Here is a 19542-nt window from a genome sequence, read left to right on the forward strand (position 1 = left end):
TTATGGTATAATTGATTGTATTCAATAAATTTTAAGGAGAAATGACAGAATGTCTGTATCATTTGAAAGCAAAGAAACAAATCGCGGAGTTTTGACATTTACAATTAGTCAAGAACAAATCAAGCCAGAATTGGATCGTGTATTTAACTCAGTTAAGAAGAATCTGAATGTACCAGGTTTCCGTAAAGGTCATCTTCCTCGTCCAGTGTTTAATCAAAGATTTGGTGAAGAAGCTCTTTACCAAGATACATTAAATGCTCTTCTCCCAGCTGCTTATGAAGCTGCTGTTAAAGAAGCAGAGATCGAAGTTGTTGCTCAACCACAATTTGATGTGGCGTCTATGGAAAAAGGTCAAGATTGGACCATTACTGCGGAAGTGGTTACAAAACCCGAAGTAAAATTAGGTGAGTATAAAAACTTAGAAGTATCTGTTGATGTCTCTAAAGAAGTATCTGATGCAGATGTAGATGCAAGAATTGAACGCGAACGCAATAATTTAGCAGAACTTGTATTGAAAGAAGATAAGGCTGCTAATGGTGATACAGTTGTGATTGATTTTGTTGGAACAGTTGACGGCGTTGAATTTGATGGTGGTAAAGGAGATAACTTCTCACTTGAACTTGGAAGCGGTCAATTCATTCCAGGTTTTGAAGACCAATTAGTTGGACATGCTGCTGGTGAAACAGTAGAAGTAAACGTGACATTCCCAGAAGACTATCAAGCAACAGATCTTGCAGGTAAAGATGCTAAATTTGTGACTACGATTCATGAAGTCAAAGAAAAAGAAGTTCCAGAAGTAGATGACGAACTTGCCAAAGACATTGATGAAGATGTTGAAACACTGGATGAATTAAAAGAAAAATACCGCAAAGAATTGGCTGAATCAAAAGAAATTGCGTTTGATGATGCAGTTGAATCTGCGGCACTTGACCTTGCAGTAGAAAATGCAGAAATCGTTGAATTGCCAGAAGAAATGGTTCACGAAGAAGTTCATCGCTCTGTAAATGAATTTCTTGGGAACATGCAACGTCAAGGTATTTCACCAGACATGTACTTCCAAATCACTGGTACAACTCAAGAAGATCTTCATAAACAACATGAAGCTGACGCTGAAAAACGTACTAAGACTAATCTTGTGATTGAAGCTGTTGCAAAAGCAGAAGGATTTGAAGCGAGCGATGAAGACATCGAAGCAGAAATTTCTTCACTTGCAACTGACTACAACATGGAAGTGGAGCGTGTTCGTCAACTTCTTTCAACAGATATGTTGAAACATGATATTGTTATTAAAAAAGCCGTTGAATTGATTACAAGTACTGCAAAAGTAAAATAATCTAATGATACATAAGGCAAATTCAGTCGGAGATTCGGCTGAATTGCCTTTTTGCTTCTTTTATATAAAAGTAGAAGTCATTTTGATGAAAAAGAGTGATTTTCTTGATTGGAAAATAAAATTCTTTTTGACGAAAGAAGATTTTTATCGTACAATAAAAAGTAGCGAAAATTCAACAAATTAATTTTTAAGAGCAAGTCTAAAAAAGCTCTTAAACCTTAAAAGGAGATCAATTTTGGAATTAGAAGTATTTGCTGGACAAGAAAAAAGTGAACTTTCTATGATTGAAGTGGCGCGTGCTATTTTAGAGACACGTGGTCGCAATCATGAAATGTATTTTAATGACCTTGTCAATGAAATTCAAAATTACCTTGAAAAATCAAATAGTGATATTCGTGAAGCCTTGCCGCTTTTTTATACAGAGTTAAATGTAGACGGCAGTTTCATTCCTCTAGGAGATAACAAATGGGGCTTGCGTTCATGGTATGCGATTGACGAGGTGGATGAGGAAATTATCGCCCTTGAAGATAACGATGAAGAAACTCCTAAGAAACGGAAGAAAAAACGTGTGAATGCCTTTATGGACGGAGATGAAAATGCCATTGATTACAATGACGATGATCCAGAAGATGAAGACTCATATGAAGCAGATCCTGCCCTTAATTATGACGAGGATAATCCGGACGACGAAAAGAGTGAAGTAGAAGCGTATGATGCTGAAATCAATGAAATTGCACCTGATGATTTAGGTGAAGAAGTCGAACTCAATGAAGAGGATGAAGACTATTCAGATGATGAGGTGGATTCAGAGGATGAAGAATAGTTAAGTCCGCTAACGTTTGCTTCTGTTCTTATTTGACAAAAAATTTATTCTGCGATATTATAATATCGGGCACTTCTTTTAAGAAGTCAAAAGCTCCCTAGCTCTAGGGAGCTGTTTTTGTTTTTGCTATTAGAAGTGAACACGCCTGAAAACATCGAAAAAGCAAAGGTTGATTTATGAATAGTCGTTTCCCATTTTCGTGTGTTTTCTAAATGAGTTTTGTATCTTAGATAAGGAGAATGTATGGCAACAAAATATATTTTTGTTACAGGTGGTGTAGTTAGTTCGATCGGTAAAGGGATTGTGGCAGCAAGTCTTGGTCGTCTTTTGAAAAATCGTGGTCTTAAGGTAACCATTCAAAAGTTTGATCCATATATCAATATTGACCCAGGAACGATGAGCCCTTATCAACATGGGGAAGTATTTGTGACGGATGATGGTGCAGAAACTGACTTAGACCTCGGGCATTATGAACGCTTTATTGATATTAACTTAAATAAATATTCAAATGTGACAACGGGTAAGATTTATAGCGAAGTTCTTCGTAAAGAACGTAAAGGTGAGTACCTTGGAGCAACTGTTCAAGTCATTCCACACATTACAGATGCTCTAAAAGAAAAAATTAAACGCGCTGCAACGACAACAGACTCTGACGTGATTATCACAGAAGTAGGAGGAACTGTTGGAGATATTGAAAGTTTGCCATTCTTAGAAGCACTTCGTCAAATGAAGGCAGATGTTGGTGCAGATAATGTGATGTATATCCACACGACATTGCTTCCTTATCTGAAAGCTGCTGGGGAAATGAAAACGAAGCCCACTCAGCATTCTGTAAAAGAATTGCGTGGTCTTGGAATTCAACCGAACATGCTTGTTATTCGTACTGAAAAACCGGCTGGCCAAAATATTAAGAACAAATTGGCACAATTTTGTGATGTAGCACCAGAAGCAGTGATTGAGTCCTTAGATGTGGAACATTTGTACCAAATTCCGCTCAATCTGCAAGCGCAAAACATGGATCAGATCGTTTGTGATCACTTGAAGTTGGATGTGCCAGAAGCAGATATGACGGATTGGTCTGCTATGGTTGATAAAGTCATGAACTTGAAGAAACAAGTAAAAATTGCACTGGTTGGGAAATATGTGGAATTACCAGATGCTTACATTTCTGTTGTGGAAGCTCTCAAACATTCTGGTTACGCCAATGATGCAGAAATTAAACTGAGCTGGATCAATGCGAATGATGTCACAACTGAAAATGTCGCCGAGTTGCTGAATGATGCGGACGGGATTATTGTGCCGGGTGGATTTGGTCATCGTGGAACGGAAGGAAAGATTGCGACGATTCAATATGCGCGTGAAAATGATGTGCCAATGCTTGGAATTTGCCTTGGTATGCAGTTGACTTGTGTTGAGTTTGCTCGCCATGTGTTAGGATTTGAAGATGCTAATTCTTCAGAATTAAATCCTGATACGAAGCATCCTGTTATTGATTTGATGCGTGATCAGATTGATGTGGAAGATATGGGAGGGACACTTCGCTTAGGACTTTATCCGTCTAAGTTGAAACGTGGTTCCAAAGCCGCTGCAGCTTATGATAATCAAGAAGTTGTTCAGCGTCGCCACCGCCACCGTTACGAATTTAATAATGAATTCCGTCAACAATTTGAAGATGCCGGTTTTGTATTCTCAGGAGTTTCACCGGACAATCGCTTGGTGGAAATTGTTGAAATTCCAGAAAATAAATTCTTTGTGGCTTGTCAATACCACCCAGAATTATCTAGCCGTCCTAATCGTCCAGAAGGACTTTATACAGCTTTTGTTACAGCAGCAGTTGAAAATAGTGAGAAATAAGATTGGAAGCAATTCCAGTCTTTTTAGCATTTCTCATAGGAGAAAAATTTGTTAATATGAATGAAAGACAGCATTTTAAAACTAAAGTAAGAAATTTTCTCCTAAAAATGATACAATTTGAATAGTTGATGAGCTCAATAAATAATGAAACGGAGGTGGATCATGATGAAGTTTATACTGAATGAAAGTCTTGCAATGCTTGGGATTAAAAATGTGGTTATTGGCATCGCTAAAAATGTAGACCCACATGCACCTTTACCTGCTTCATTTTTGAAAAAGCAAAAAGAGATGGAAAAGTGGGCATTGAATTGCGATATCGATGAGGTGTCTGATACTCCAGTCATTCAAGGCTACAAGGATTTGTTGCAAAGTGTCGGACGTAGTGTCAAGAAGAATCCTCCTACCGTTTTGGCGCTTATTCGGAATATTCGACATCGTGGCTCCTTCCCGAATATTAATAGTATTATTGATATTTATAATGTTGAATCTTTACATTCTTTATTAGCCATCGGTGGGCATGATTTGGATAAAATAGCGGGGCAAATTGAATTTACGGTTAGTCAAAAAGAAGATGTTTTTCTACCGATTTTATCCACGGAAAAACACGTTTCACAGACTGATTATGTTTATCGTGATCAAAAAGGAATTTTAGCATGGCTAGATGTTCGTGACGGAGAAAACTATAAATTTGATGACGAGACAAAGAATGCTATTTTTATCATTCAAGGAAATGCTCATACATCTGTTGAAATGCGTTTAGAAGCACTGAAACGCATTGAGAACGATTTAGCAGAATGTATGCCGAATCTGGAGTTTGAAACGTATGTCATTTGTTCAGAGAAAAAGACATAAAAACAGTGTATTCACTGATAGGATACGAGAAGTAAATCTGTTTTTTTGAAGGCATTTGGAATACAATCACATTTTTTAGTAAAAGATTTGTTTGAAAATTCTTTACTTTTTAGTAAGATATAGTATAATTAGAATATATCATAGTTTTCGGAGGTACCTATGAAAAAAAGTAAAATTATTGCAGTAGCAGGGGTAGCCCTACTAACTGCTGGTTTTTTAACAGCTTGCTCGGGTTCGAAATCGAACTCAGCTGAAACAAAATTTGGTTATGTGTATTCTGGTGATCCAGAAACTTTGGATTATGTAACATCAGGAAAAGCAACCACTAGCGATCTTGTGACAAATGGAGTTGACGGATTGTTAGAAAATGACAAATATGGAAATCTTGTACCATCAATGGCTAAGTCATGGACTGTATCAAAAGATGGTTTAACCTATACTTATAAACTTCGTAAGGGTGCCAAATGGTACACATCAGAAGGTGAAGAATATGCTGAAGTCAAGGCGCAAGATTTTGTAACTGGACTGAAACATGCTGCCGATAAAAAATCTGAGGCGCTTTATTTGGTTCAAAACTCAATTAAAGGTTTAGATGCTTACGTGAATGGTCAGACAAAAGACTTTTCAACGGTAGGTGTGAAAGCGGTTGATGATTATACTGTTCAGTATACATTGAACAAGCCAGAACCATATTGGAATTCTAAGACAACCTCTGCCATTATGTGGCCAATCAATGCAGAATTTTTGAAATCTAAAGGAAATAAATTTGGCCAATCAACAGACCCTAACTCAATCCTTTATAATGGACCATTCTTGATGAAAGCTATCACAGCAAAATCTGCGGTAGAATATGTTAAAAACAAACATTATTGGGATAAAGATAAAGTAAAAGTTGATAGCATTAAACTTGCTTACTATGATGGTCAAGACCAAGACTCATTGGCTCGTAATTTCAAAGATGGGGCATACTCATACGCACGCCTCTTCCCAACAAGTTCAAACTTTGCAACTTTTGAAAAACAATTCAAGGACAATATCTATACAGCAGAAGCAGGCTCTGGAACGGCTGCTTTAGCCCTTAATATTGACCGTCAATCTTACAACCATACGGCTAAGAAAACAGATGAAGAAAAAAATTCAACGAAAAAGGCATTGTTGAACAAAGACTTCCGTCAAGCTTTGAACTTTGCACTTGACCGCGAATCTTATGCAGCACAAGTAAATGGTAAAGATGGTGCTGCCACAGCAATCCGTAATATGTTTGTACCATCTAATTTTGTTCAAGTTGGTGAAAAATCATTTAGTGATGTTGTAGAAGAAAAATTAGCAAGCTATGGCGATGACTGGAAGGGTGTCAAACTAGCTGATTCACAAAATGGCTTGTACAATCCAACAAAAGCAAAAGCAAAATTTGCAAAAGCAAAAGAAGCTTTGCAAGCTCAAGGTGTGAAATTCCCAATCCACTTAGACGTTCCTGTTGTAGAAACTTCTAAGAACTACGTTGCTCGGATGCAGTCTTTAAAACAATCTGTTGAAAAAGTACTCGGCAAAGAAAATGTTGTCATGGACTTGAATATGATGTCAGAAGACGACTTTAATAACGTCACTTACTATGCTCCAAATGCAGCTGGAGAAGACTGGGATATTTCAGGTGCTGTTGGTTGGAGTCCTGATTATCAAGATCCATCTACTTATCTTGATATTTTGAAATCAACGGCTTCTGACAATACGAAGACTTGGTTTGGTTTTGACTCTGGTAGTGAAAATGCCGGTGCTAAAGCAGTTGGCTTGGACGAATATAATAAATTAGTCGATGAAGCAGGTGCAGAAACAACAGATATTGCAAAACGCTATGAAAAATATGCAGCAGCACAAGCTTGGTTGACAGATAGCTCGCTTGTCTTGCCAACAATGGCTTCAACAGGTGCCGGAACTTTTGTGTCACGCATTCAACCGTTCTCAGGTGCATTTGCGCAAACAGGTAGTAAAGGTAGCTCAACCTACTATAAATACATTAAAGTCGGTAAAGATGCTGTCACGAAGAAGGACTATGAAGCAGCTAAGAAGAAATGGCAAAAAGAAAAAGCCGAGTCTAATAAAAAAGCTCAAGATGAATTAGCTGATCATGTAAAATAATACAATGATAAAAGCAGGTAAAACTCACTAAAAGGTGAGGAAAACCTGCTTTTTTAATTTTTAAAGGTTAATAGATTAATATAAACCTTATTAAATCAGCTTCCAAAATATGTCATAAAATTTAGAAAATTCTATTTACTTTTTACTGTTTGTGTGCTAGAATGTATAAAAATAATGAATTTGGGAGGAATATTCATGAAGAAAAGTAAAATCATTGCTTTAGCGGCTGTTACCCTACTTACAGCAGGAGCCTTAACGGCTTGTTCTGGCTCTAAAACAAGTTCTAGCAACAAAACATTTTCATATGTTTATGAGCAAGATCCAGATAATTTGGATTATTTGACAACTGGGAAGGCCTCTACTTCAAATATTACAAGTAATGTCATTGATGGACTTTTAGAAAATGACCGTTACGGAAATTTAATCCCTTCTGTGGCAAAGGATTGGACGGTTTCCAAAGATGGCTTGACTTACACTTATAAACTTCGTAAAGGTGTCAAATGGTATACATCCGAAGGTGAAGAGTATGCCGAAGTCAAAGCGCAAGACTTTGTGACTGGTTTGAAACACGCTGCAGATAAGAAATCCGATGCTATTTATTTGGTACAAGATTCAATCAAAGGCCTGGATGCTTACATGAAGGGTGAAAATAAAGATTTCTCTTCTGTCGGTATCAAAGCGGTTGATGATTATACGGTTCAATATACTCTGAATCGACCAGAAAGCTTTTGGAATTCAAAGACTACGATGGGGGTTTTAGCGCCAGTTAATGCAGAATTTTTGAAATCAAAAGGAAATAAATTTGCACAAGCAACAGACCCATCTAGTCTTCTTTATAATGGACCATACTTGCTAAAATCTATCACTGCAAAATCATCTGTTGAATTGGCTAAAAATCCAAACTATTGGGATAAGAAAAATGTACACATTGATAACATCAAATTGTCTTACTATGATGGTCAAGACCAAGATAAACTTGCTAAAGGATTTAGTGACGGTTCATTTACCAATGCAAAAGTATTTCCAACTAGTCCAAGTTATGCTTCTGTCAGCAAGAAATACAAAAACAACATCGTTTATACTCCACAAGATGCAACCACTTATCTAGTGGCTACAAACATCGATCGTCAATCTTACAATCATACATCAAAGACAACAGATGCTCAAAAGACATCTACTAAGAAAGCATTATTGAATAAAGATTTCCGTCAAGCAATTACCTTTGCATTTGACCGTACTGCTTATGCTTCACAGGTGAATGGTAAAGATGGTGCGACAAAGATGCTTCGTAATCTCTTTGTACCACCAACTTTTGTTCAAACAGATGATAAGAACTTTGGAGAATTGGTCAAAGAAAAATTAGTCAGCTACGATGAAAGTTGGAAAGATGTCAACTTAAATGATGCGCAAGACGGTCTTTACAATCCAACGAAAGCCAAGGAAAAATTAGCCAAAGCGAAAGCAGCGCTTCAAGCAGACGGTGTTCAATTCCCAATCCACATTGACATGCCAGTTGACCAAACGGCAACGAATAAAGTTCAACGTGTACAATCATTGAAACAATCGATTGAAAAAAATCTTGGCAAAGAAAATGTTGTGATTGACATTCAACAAATGTCTAAAGACGATGTAAATAATATCACTTACTTTGCTGAATCTGCAGCTGCAGAAGATTGGGATCTTTCTGATAATGTTGGTTGGAGTCCAGACTTCCAAGATCCATCTACCTATCTTGATATCATCAAACCTTCAAGCGGTGAAAGCACAAAGACCTATCTAGGATTTGATGCAGGTACGAATAACGCTGCAGCAGCACAAGTCGGTATGAACGAATATGAAAAGCTGTTGAACGAGGCTGAAAAAGAAACCACTAATACGAATGCACGCTATGAAAAATATGCGGCAGCCCAAGCTTGGTTGACTGATAATGCATTAGTTATTCCAACAACAACGCTAACGGGTCGCCCAATTCTTTCTCGCACAGTGCCATTTACTAATCCATTTGCTTGGTCAGGAAACAAAGGGAATAGTGAAATCATTCTATATAAATATCTTGAACTCCAAGATGAGCCTGTTACACAAGATCAGTACAAGAAAGCTATGACTAAATGGAATAAAGAGCGATCAAAATCTAATAAAAAAGCTCAAGAAGAACTTGCAGATCATGTTAAATAATTGAAAAAAATTTAACAGAAAAACAAAAAAGGTTCATTTATGATAAAAATATTCTGACAATTGATTTTACAATTGACTAGAATTGTGGTATAATTTTAAACAATCAGTTTAAAATTGAAGGTATTCTAAAATCGAAAATAGGTATTTGTCGTAACGCGTGACATTTTTCTATCCCTTCCTTCGGTCTTGACTGACAGGTTAGGTTTAATAACTTAATCATAGTGATTGAAGTAGAATATCTGATGTGACTCATGCTAAATCAGTAAATACCAAAGAATTAGCAGATCATGTAAAATAAACTTCTCATCAGAACTTTCTCTAACAGGGGAGAAAGTTCTTTTGGGATTTTAAAGGAAACGGTAAATGAAGAAATATATTTTTATGCGTATCTTACGCTCTTTAGTATCTATTTTCATGGTAACAACATTGACTTACACCATTATCTATACTATGGTGCCAAGAAAGTTGATTTTCAAGCAGGATCCAAACTATAATAAAATAGCTACAACTCCTGATAAAAAGACTAATTATGAAAATACAATTTTTGAGCGTATGGGTTACATTGACTACTATGATACGAAGGAATTACAAGAAAAAGCTAGTAAAGAGAATCCTTCTGTAACAGTAGAACCTACTAATGCAAATAAAAAAATCTATGAAGCTTACATCAAAAAGTTGGGGCGTGGTTGGAAATTGCAGCAATTCAAAGAAAGTAAGCAATTTTATGCAACTCGAGAGGTTCCAGTTTATGAACGCGTTCTTGGTTTCTATGGCAATTTGATTCAAATTGACCATACAGGTGCTGTGAAAGATGCTTCTAATCCAAACTTGAAGCGTTATCTTCGTATTGAAAATGATCCTGCTATTGGTTGGTCTGTTGTTGGTTCTGGAACGAAACATAAATACTTGTTATATTTCAACAGTCAATTTCCATTTATCCATCAAAATTTTGTAAGATTAAATCTAGGTATTTCTTATCCAACTTATGCGAATCTTCCTGTTTTACAAGTTATTTCGCAAGGGCAAGGACAAACGAAAACTTCTGAAGTTCAATTCCCGACAGGTAAGAAAACTTCGTCTGTCAACATTTATACAAGAACTTATAAATCTCCAAAACAAGCCGATGCGCGTGATGTTGCCAATTATGGAAAAGATGATCCATATACGGCAACAGAAAGTAACTACCAATATCCATCAATGATTGTAAGTTCTTCAATTGTTGGTTTGATTGGTCTAGCTTTATCTTACTTAATTGCTGTTCCGCTTGGATCTTACATGGCTCGCTTTAAGAATACATTGTTTGATAGTATTTCAACAGGAGCCTTGACATTCTTGATGTCATTGCCAACCATCGCTTTGGTTTATATCATTCGGTTGATTGGTTCGGCTCTTGGATTGCCGGATTCCTTCCCTATTTTGGGAGCGGGAGATTGGCGTTCCTATGTTCTTCCGGCAGTTATTCTTGGGCTTTTGAGTGCGCCTTGGACAGCTGTTTGGATTCGTCGTTATATGATTGACCTGCAATCACAAGACTTTGTTCGTTTTGCACGGGCAAAAGGCCTCTCTGAACAAGAAATTTCAAATAAACATATTTTTAAAAACGCCATGGTACCACTTGTATCCAGTATACCTGGTGCTATTATCGGAGTTATCACAGGTGCGACTTTGACCGAAACAATCTTTGCTTTCCCTGGAATGGGTAAAATGCTGATTGACTCTGTTAAAGCATCTAATAATTCTATGGTCGTTGGTCTTGTATTTATCTTTACATGTCTTTCTATTTTCGCTCTTCTATTGGGTGATATTCTGATGACCATGCTTGACCCACGTATTAAATTAACATCAAAAGGAGGTAAATAATGGCTACAATTGATAAAAGTAAGTTCACATTTGTAAAACGCGATGATTTTGCCTCTGAAATAATTGATGCACCAGCTTATTCTTACTGGAAATCTGTTATGCGTCAATTCTTAAGGAAAAAATCAACAATTGCTATGTTGGGTATTCTTGTTGCAATTGTTTTGATGAGTTTCATCTATCCGATTTTTTCAAATTTCGATTTTAATGATGTAAGTAAAGTAAATGATTTTAGTGCTCGTTATATCAAACCGAATGCCCAATATTGGTTTGGTACAGATAGTAACGGAAAATCCCTCTTTGACGGAGTGTGGTTTGGAGCACGTAACTCTATTCTTATTTCAGTTATTGCAACCATGATTAACCTTGTGATTGGTATTGTTATTGGTGGTATCTGGGGAATTTCAAAGACTGTCGATCGTGTGATGATTGAGATTTATAATATCATTTCTAACATTCCACCGCTTTTGATTGTCATTGTCTTGACTTACTCAATCGGTGCAGGTTTCTGGAATTTGATTTTTGCTATGACCATCACTGGTTGGATTGGGATTGCTTACAATATTCGTATCCAAATTCTACGTTATCGTGATTTAGAGTATAACCTTGCCAGTCGCACTTTGGGAACACCGACTGTTAAAATCATTGTAAAAAATATTATGCCACAGCTGGTTTCTGTGATTGTGACAACTGCTTCACAATTACTTCCAAGTTTCATTTCATACGAAGCCTTTCTGTCTTTCTTTGGTTTGGGACTTCCTGTGACGGTGCCAAGTTTAGGGCGTTTGATTTCGGATTATTCACAAAATGTTACAACAAATGCATATCTTTTCTGGATTCCATTAACAACGTTGATTTTGGTTTCCCTTTCCCTATTCGTTGTCGGTCAGAACTTAGCGGATGCTAGTGATCCACGTACACATAGATAGGAGTAAATATGACACAAGAAAAAAATGTAATATTGACTGCCCGCGATATTGTCGTGGAATTTGACGTTCGTGATAAAGTCTTAACCGCCATTCGTGGTGTATCACTTGACCTCATCGAAGGTGAAGTTCTTGCTCTCGTAGGAGAGTCAGGTTCTGGTAAATCTGTTTTAACAAAGACTTTTACTGGAATGTTAGAGGATAATGGTCGAGTAGCGCAAGGATCGATTAACTATCGTGGACAAGATTTGACAAAATTGAAATCCAATAAAGATTGGGAACCTATTCGTGGTGTTAAAATTGCGACTATTTTCCAAGACCCAATGACAAGTTTAGACCCAATTAATACGATTGGTAGCCAGATTACAGAAGTTATTGTAAAACATCAAAAGAAAACGGCAAAAGAAGCGAAGGAAATGGCTATTGACTATATGAATAAAGTCGGTATTCCTGATGCTGAAAAGCGTTTTAGTGAGTATCCTTTCCAATATTCAGGAGGAATGCGTCAACGGATCGTTATTGCCATTGCGCTTGCTTGTCGTCCTGATATTCTAATCTGTGATGAACCTACAACAGCGCTTGATGTTACCATTCAAGCACAAATCATTGATTTGTTGAAATCATTGCAACAAGAGTATCAATTCACTACTATTTTTATCACCCACGACCTTGGAGTGGTAGCAAGTATTGCGGATAAAGTTGCCGTTATGTATGCTGGAGAAATCGTCGAGTATGGTACAGTAGAAGACGTCTTTTATGATCCACGTCATCCTTATACTTGGAGCTTGTTATCAAGCTTGCCACAGTTGGCAGATGATAAAGGAGAGCTTTACTCTATTCCTGGCACACCGCCGTCTCTTTATTCACACTTGCAAGGAGATGCTTTCGCTCTTCGTTCAGATTATGCGATGGAAATTGATTTTGAGGAAAAACCACCTCAAATCTATGTATCAGATACACATTGGGCAAAAACGTGGTTGCTTCATGAAAATGCTCCAAAAGTGAATAAACCTGCTGTTATTGATGATTTACATGAAAAAATTAGCTCAAAAATGGGCTTTGCTCATTTAGACGCTTAGGAGGAAGGAAATGCCTGAAAAATTAGTAGAAGTTAAAGATTTGGAAATTTCCTTCGGTGAAGGAAGCAAGAAATTTGTTGCTGTAAAAAATGCTAATTTCTTTATCAATAAAGGAGAAACGTTTTCACTTGTAGGAGAATCCGGCTCTGGTAAGACAACAATCGGTCGTGCCATTATTGGTTTGAACGATACTAGCAAGGGAGATATCTTCTTTGATGGAAAGAGAATCAATGGTAAGAAATCAAAAGAGGAAGAATCAGAAGTGATTCGCAAGATTCAAATGATTTTCCAAGACCCTGCTGCTAGTTTGAATGAACGTGCGACGGTTGATTATATTATTTCAGAGGGTCTGTATAATTTCCATCTGTTTAAAGATGAAGAAGAACGTCAGAAAAAGGTGAAAGATATTATTCATGAGGTAGGGTTGTTATCAGAGCATTTGACCCGCTATCCGCATGAATTTTCTGGTGGTCAGCGTCAACGGATTGGGATTGCTCGTGCGCTTGTTATGGAGCCAGATTTTGTGATTGCAGATGAGCCGATTTCAGCACTTGACGTTTCTGTGCGCGCACAAGTTTTGAATCTTCTTAAGAAATTCCAAAAAGATCTAGGCTTGACTTATCTTTTCATTGCCCATGATTTATCAGTTGTACGTTTTATCTCAGACCGTATTGCTGTTATTTATAAGGGTGTGATTGTAGAAGTGGCTGAAACAGAAGAACTCTTCAATAATCCAATCCATCCTTATACGCAGTCATTGCTATCTGCTGTCCCAATTCCAGACCCAATATTGGAGCGGAAGAAAGTATTGAAGGTTTATGATGCTGCTCAACATGATTATTCAGTAGATAAGCCAGAAATGGTTGAAATTCGTCCAGGACACTTTGTCTGGGCTAATAAAGCAGAAGTTGAAAAGTATAAAAAAGAATTGTAAATAGATCTTCAACTTTGTTGACAATTAAAGAGGTTAAATAAGAACTTAGTCTCTAGTTAAAATTAAGGAATGAACGACAATAAAAAAGCTTAAAACCAACGTTTTTGATAACATGGTTTTAAGCTTTTTTACTATTTTTGAGCTTTTATGCTATACTAATTTTAGTAGAAAAAAGGAGAAATGTTATGTATCAATTGATTGCATTTGACATGGATGGAACGCTTTTAACCCGTCAAAAGACGATTGCTAAAAGTAGTATTGCAGCTATTGACAGAGCGCATTCAGCTGGAAAACAAGTTGCACTTTCAACAGGGCGCTCTCTGTCAGAACTAGGTCTTTATAAAAAAGATTTGCAAGGGATTCGCTATGCCGTTCTTGCTAGTGGTGCATTGATTTATGATTTGGAAATGAAGCAAACTTTAGCGGAGCAAACATTACCTGCTGTTGTGGTGGATAAAGTGAAGGCGTTGGCAGAAGCTCACGATTTAATGGTGGTCGGTATGATCAATGGACAAGGCTATCTTCAGCGCTCTCATTTTGAGAACATTGCGAACTACTATATGGAAATTTATACTGAACTGTATGACGAAACAGCGGTATTAGTAGATAATATCTGTGATTTGTTAGCAAAGGAAAGAGAAAATTTTGGTAAGATCAACATCTATCACTTAACAGCTGATGAACGAGATCAATCGTATGAGGTTTTGTTATCTGAGGATATTGCCATGATAAAATCAGAAGTAAGTGGTCTTGAACTAACAGCGCGGGGTGTTGAAAAAGGGCAAGGTTTAGCTCACCTGGCTCAATATTTGCAACTTCCTATGGAACAGATCATTGCTGTTGGTGACGCAGATAACGATGAAAGTATGATTCGTGAAGCAGGCTTGGGCATTGCTATGGGAAATGCTAATGAGAGTATTAAAGGATTGGCGGATGTCATCGTAGCTGATAATGATCATGATGGCTGCGCGCAGGCAATTGATAAGTTTCTTCTTGAAGAAAAATATAAGAACAAGGAATAAATGCTAAACCCACTTAAGTATGGAGAAATTAAGTGGGTTTTCACTATTTTACAGTGTTAAATGCTTTTTCCTGAAGAAAGGTGAACAGGTAAGAAGTAGCCCGTTGTTGGAACTTTTTCTCCTTCAATTTTTCGCAGCAATAAATCGACCAGTAAGCAAGCTATATCTTTTAATGGTTGCTGAATAGTGGCGAGCTGTGGATAGTAATTTTCCACAAAATAAGTTCCGTCATAACCAATAACTTTTAGTTCCTCTGGGATGTTGATCCCCAGTTCTTGAGCGACTTTCATGATTAAAATGGCAGTTAAATCATCTGAAGCAAAAATAGCATCAGGCTTCTTATCTTTTAAGATATTTTTGATTTCCATTTCTTTGCGAATGGGTGAGAAGTCACTAGATACATTGATAATAGGAGCGGTTGGTAGGACAGAGGCAAAGCCTGCATGGCGGAGACCTGTTGGTGAATTGGAATTATCATTTCCGGTAATCATAATGATCTTTTTAGCTCCAGATTTGACCAATGTTTCTGCGGCTAGGGTCCCACCAGCATAGTTGTCAGAAGATACAACAGGGATAGAAGGAGACAAGTTGCGGTCAAAAGAGATAATAGGGGCTGTTACGCGGTCATAATCCGAAATTCCCAAGTTATGGCTGCCAGAGATAATGCCATCGACTTGATTGGCTTCTAGCATCTCCAGATACTCTTTTTCTTTGCTTGAATTGTGTTCGCTGTTGCAGATAATTGTTTTGTAACCTCTATTAAATAACTCGTGTTCTAATTTATCAATGAGTTCAGCATAAAATATATGACTAATATTTGGAAAAATCAGTCCAATTAATTTAGCGGATTTTCCTTGTAAGCTGCGAGCGAGATTATTAGGCTTGTAGCCTAATTCTCGCATAGCTTCGGTTACTTTTGTGATTGTTTTTTCTGAGAGGTAGCCTTTTCTGTTAATCACACGGGAAACAGTTGTGGGGCTGACCCCTGCTAGTTTTGCTACATCAGTTAGTTTTGCGACCATAATCTAATTCATAGTAAGTTCCGGTTGGATTTCCTTCAGTGATAAAAATGCCGTTTTGGTCATTATGTGGGAAAATGCGGCCTGAAAATACTTTCTCTCCTTTGTTAATAAAAATTTCAAAAACTGACTTATCAATGAAAATTGAGGCAGTTGTAGTTTGGTTTTCAATCATACAGCGGCGAATTGTCCCAAATTCAAGAGCATATTGTTCGCCAACTTCACTACGGTCAATTGTTACTTGACCATTTTTGATGTCGAAGCGAATACGGAGGCCTTTGTGTTTTTGATCTGCAAAGAGGACAATTTCAGTTTGTGAACCACTTGCAAATTCTAATTCCAGTTCATAGCTATTTTTTGTTTTTGCTTGGTTGGTGAATACTTTATTCTCTTTCCGCAGGTTTTGGATTGCTTGAACAGGATATTGATAGAGTTTTCCTTTTTTTAGTGTTAATTCCTTGACAAGCGAGAAAATTCCTTGATGATCAAAACGATCAGATGGGTAAGCAATATCCGGCAAACCTAACCAGCTGACTGCTAAGACACGGCCATCTGGAGCATTGAAAGCTTGGGTGGCATAGCAATCAAATCCATAATCTAAATTTTGCAGAGGACTAGGATCGACAATTGCTGTCTTTGCTATGTCAAACGATTGACCCATCTTATACATGTTTGGGAAAATATTGTCGTAAGGAGCAACTTCTTTTGATAAACCTTGAGGGCAGTAGAGCAAAACAGGTGTTTCATCAATAAAGACAAGATTGGGGCATTCCATCATATAGGCTGTATTGTCATTTTCAAAGTCTAAATCGCCGACTTCTTCCCAGTTTATATAGTCGTTTTCAACTGCTTTATAAAGCTTGATAAACCCTTTTTTGTCCAGAGTTTGTCCGCCGACAATGGCATAGCTCTGGCCTTTATAATTGAAAATCTGTGGATCGCGAAAGTGATCTGTAGCTTCTTTTGGTTGCTCAATCAAGACTTTATCAATCTTCTCGAGTTTCCCTTCTTTATCCAGCAATGCTCCAATTTGGTATGGGTGGCGTACCCAATTTTCATCGCGAACATTTCCGGTATAAAAAAGGAAAAGCTTGTCATTAAACTGCATAGCAGAGCCAGAGTAGGCGCCGTGGCTATCCAATTTCGTATCTGGTAGAACTCGTACACCAGTTTCTGTGAAATGGACTAAATCATCACTTTCGAGCTGTACCCAGCATTTTAGACCGTGGGTTGCTCCAAAAGGGAAGTTCTGATAGAACACAATCCATTTACCATTAAAATAAGAGAAGCCGTTTGGATCATTGAGTAATCCTGTCTGAGGTTCTACATGGTAACTAGTATGCCAAGGGGATTTTTCAATATTTTCTTTTATTTGATTGATTTCATCTGTTGTCCAGTTTTCATAACGTTTGTAGCGTTGTTCGGTTGTCCAAGCCAATCTTTTATCCTCCAATATAGTTTTCTTACTTATATAGTAAACGTTTTCTTTAGAAAAATCAACTTTTTAGCAGAAAAAAATAAAATTTCTGTAAAACGCTTGACATATTTTTAAATCATGTTAAAATAATAGTCGTAGGAGCGATTAAATCGCTTTCATAAAAGTTAATTATTTTCAATAAGGAGATGCAAATGGAAAATAAAGACATTGCAAAAGCGGTCATTGAAGCCATCGGTGGACGAGACAATGTAAGTAGTGTTGCTCACTGTGCAACCCGTCTGCGTATCATGGTCAAGGATGAAGCTAAAATTGCTAAAGACAGAGTTGAGAATCTTGAGAAGGTTCAAGGAGCATTCTTTAATTCAGGTCAGTATCAAATTATTTTTGGGACTGGTACCGTTAATAAAATATATGATGAAGTGGTTGCACTTGGCTTACCAACTTCTTCAACTGGTGAACAAAAAGCAGAAGCTGCTAAAAAAGGAAATTGGTTCCAACGTGCTGTTCGTACATTTGGTGATGTATTTGTACCTATCTTACCAGCCATCGTAGCAACAGGTCTTTTCATGGGGATTCGTGGTGCGATTAATAATGATACGATTCTTGGATTATTTGGGACAACCTCAAAAGCTTTTGCTGCATCAGATTTTTATACTTATACAGTCGTTTTGACAGATACAGCTTTTGCTTTCTTCCCTGCTTTGATTTCTTGGTCGGCTTTCCGTGTATTTGGTGGGAATCCGGTTATTGGTATTGTACTTGGCTTGATGCTGGTAAATACAGCTCTTCCAAATGCTTGGGCTGTTGCTTCTGGTGATGCCAAGCCAATCATGTTCTTTGGTTTTATTCCGGTCGTTGGTTATCAAAATTCAGTTTTGCCAGCCTTCTTCATTGGTCTACTTGGTGCGAAGCTTGAAAAATGGTTGCATAAGAAAATTCCAGATGTGCTTGATTTGCTTGTTGTGCCATTCTTGACTTTCCTTGTGATGTCAGTTCTGGGTCTCTTTATCATTGGTCCAATTTTCCATTCACTTGAAAATGTTATTCTTGCTGCAACAAAAGCTATTCTTGCTTTACCGTTTGGCTTAGCTGGTCTGATTCTTGGGGGGATTCACCAACTAATTGTGGTAACAGGTGTTCACCATATCTTCAACTTATTAGAAGCGCAATTGATTGCCAATGAAGGAAAAGATGCCTTTAATGCGATTATTACAGCTGCTATGACAGCCCAAGCTGGTGCAACTCTTGCAGTTGGTGTAAAAACAAAATCTAAAAAATTAAAAGCTCTTGCATTTCCAGCAGCTCTCTCTGCAGGTCTTGGAATCACTGAGCCGGCTATTTTCGGGGTGAACTTGCGTTATGGTAAACCATTCGTTCTGGGTCTTGCTGCCGGTGCTATTGGTGGTTGGTTAGCCTCTATTCTTGGACTTGCTGGGACTGGATTTGGGATTACCATCATCCCAGGTACGCTTCTCTATTTGAATGGTCAAGTTCTTCAATATATCTTTATGGTACTTGTAACAACTGGTCTTGGATTTGGTTTGACTTATGCATTTGGTTATAAAGATGCTAAAGAAGAAGCTACTGAAGCTAAAGAAGTAGTCGAAGCGAATGAAGCTGCTGCACCAGTTCTTACTGACGAAACAATCCTTTCTCCAATCGTTGGTTCAATCGTTGATTTGAAAGATGTTAATGATCCAGTGTTCTCAAGTGGTGCTATGGGACAAGGAATCGCAGTAAAACCTAGCGAAGGTGTGGTATATGCTCCTGCTGATGCAGAAGTGACAATCGCATTTGCAACTGGTCATGCTTACGGATTGAAAACGACAAATGGAGCTGAGATTTTGATTCATATTGGGATCGACACAGTTTCTATGAACGGTGATGGATTTGATCAAAAAGTTGCTCAAGGTATTAAAGTTAAAGCAGGTGATGTTCTTGGTACATTTGACGTTGCCAAAATTGCAGCCGCTGGTCTTGATGACACAACCATGGTGATTGTTACCAACACGGCTGATTACGCTTCTGTCACTCCTGTTGCAGAGGGTGCAGTAACTAAGGGAGAGACTGTCATTGAGTTGAAAGTCTAATGTA

14 protein-coding genes are annotated in these 19542 nt (G+C 37.6%); 12 read left to right on the forward strand and 2 right to left on the reverse strand.

Annotated features, from left to right (window positions below; genetic code table 11):
- Positions 1 to 49: 49 nt before the first annotated feature.
- The 11 genes from tig (at position 50) to HMPREF2963_RS03835 (ending at position 14991) form a co-directional block, all read left to right on the forward strand.
- On the forward strand, positions 50 to 1333 hold the full coding sequence (gene tig / locus HMPREF2963_RS03780; protein WP_037597966.1) for a trigger factor: 1284 nt from the start codon (positions 50 to 52) through the stop codon (positions 1331 to 1333).
- Between the two features lie 235 nt (positions 1334 to 1568).
- Positions 1569 to 2156 (forward strand): DNA-directed RNA polymerase subunit delta, encoded by a 588-nt coding sequence (gene rpoE / locus HMPREF2963_RS03790; protein WP_003070583.1) that lies wholly within the window; start codon positions 1569 to 1571, stop codon positions 2154 to 2156.
- Positions 2157 to 2399: 243 nt separating this feature from the next.
- The gene (locus tag HMPREF2963_RS03795; protein ID WP_070668794.1) at positions 2400 to 4010 is read left to right on the forward strand and encodes a CTP synthase; all 1611 of its coding nucleotides are present in this window, start codon (positions 2400 to 2402) and stop codon (positions 4008 to 4010) included.
- 162 nt (positions 4011 to 4172) lie between these two features.
- Positions 4173 to 4862: a B3/B4 domain-containing protein gene (locus HMPREF2963_RS03800; protein WP_037597959.1), complete on the forward strand. Its 690-nt coding sequence runs from the start codon at positions 4173 to 4175 to the stop codon at positions 4860 to 4862.
- A gap of 159 nt (positions 4863 to 5021) precedes the next feature.
- Positions 5022 to 6998: a peptide ABC transporter substrate-binding protein gene (locus HMPREF2963_RS03805; RefSeq protein WP_003070579.1), complete on the forward strand. Its 1977-nt coding sequence runs from the start codon at positions 5022 to 5024 to the stop codon at positions 6996 to 6998.
- A gap of 195 nt (positions 6999 to 7193) precedes the next feature.
- Complete coding sequence (locus HMPREF2963_RS03810) at positions 7194 to 9173, forward strand: peptide ABC transporter substrate-binding protein (RefSeq protein ID WP_020998025.1); 1980 nt, start codon at positions 7194 to 7196, stop codon at positions 9171 to 9173.
- A gap of 363 nt (positions 9174 to 9536) precedes the next feature.
- On the forward strand, positions 9537 to 11033 hold the full coding sequence (locus tag HMPREF2963_RS03815; RefSeq protein WP_003070574.1) for an ABC transporter permease: 1497 nt from the start codon (positions 9537 to 9539) through the stop codon (positions 11031 to 11033).
- Positions 11033 to 11959, forward strand: a complete 927-nt coding sequence (gene oppC / locus HMPREF2963_RS03820) for an oligopeptide ABC transporter permease OppC (protein ID WP_006270263.1) — start codon at positions 11033 to 11035, stop codon at positions 11957 to 11959. The genes HMPREF2963_RS03815 and oppC overlap by 1 nt, the downstream gene beginning before the upstream one ends.
- A gap of 8 nt (positions 11960 to 11967) precedes the next feature.
- On the forward strand, positions 11968 to 13035 hold the full coding sequence (locus tag HMPREF2963_RS03825) for an ABC transporter ATP-binding protein (protein WP_006268109.1): 1068 nt from the start codon (positions 11968 to 11970) through the stop codon (positions 13033 to 13035).
- Between the two features lie 10 nt (positions 13036 to 13045).
- Entirely contained in the window at positions 13046 to 13969 is a 924-nt protein-coding gene (locus tag HMPREF2963_RS03830) for an ATP-binding cassette domain-containing protein (RefSeq protein ID WP_003070566.1), read from the forward strand.
- Positions 13970 to 14154: 185 nt separating this feature from the next.
- On the forward strand, positions 14155 to 14991 hold the full coding sequence (locus tag HMPREF2963_RS03835; protein WP_070668797.1) for a Cof-type HAD-IIB family hydrolase: 837 nt from the start codon (positions 14155 to 14157) through the stop codon (positions 14989 to 14991).
- Positions 14992 to 15047: 56 nt separating this feature from the next.
- On the opposite strand, the gene HMPREF2963_RS03840 is transcribed toward HMPREF2963_RS03835, so the two are convergent.
- Positions 15048 to 16013, reverse strand: a complete 966-nt coding sequence (locus tag HMPREF2963_RS03840; RefSeq protein WP_006268416.1) for a LacI family DNA-binding transcriptional regulator — start codon at positions 16011 to 16013, stop codon at positions 15048 to 15050.
- Positions 15994 to 17448 carry a sucrose-6-phosphate hydrolase gene (locus tag HMPREF2963_RS03845; protein ID WP_070668800.1) on the reverse strand — a complete coding sequence of 485 codons (1455 nt, stop codon included), beginning with the start codon at positions 17446 to 17448 and terminating at the stop codon, positions 15994 to 15996. The genes HMPREF2963_RS03840 and HMPREF2963_RS03845 overlap by 20 nt, the downstream gene beginning before the upstream one ends.
- Before the next feature lie 191 nt (positions 17449 to 17639).
- Between HMPREF2963_RS03845 and HMPREF2963_RS03850 the strand changes: the two genes are divergently transcribed.
- On the forward strand, positions 17640 to 19538 hold the full coding sequence (locus HMPREF2963_RS03850; protein ID WP_070668803.1) for a sucrose-specific PTS transporter subunit IIBC: 1899 nt from the start codon (positions 17640 to 17642) through the stop codon (positions 19536 to 19538).
- Positions 19539 to 19542: the final 4 nt, after the last annotated feature.

Origin of the sequence: Streptococcus sp. HMSC067A03, from assembly GCF_001814295.1 — a bacterium.
GTDB lineage: Bacteria > Bacillota > Bacilli > Lactobacillales > Streptococcaceae > Streptococcus > Streptococcus constellatus.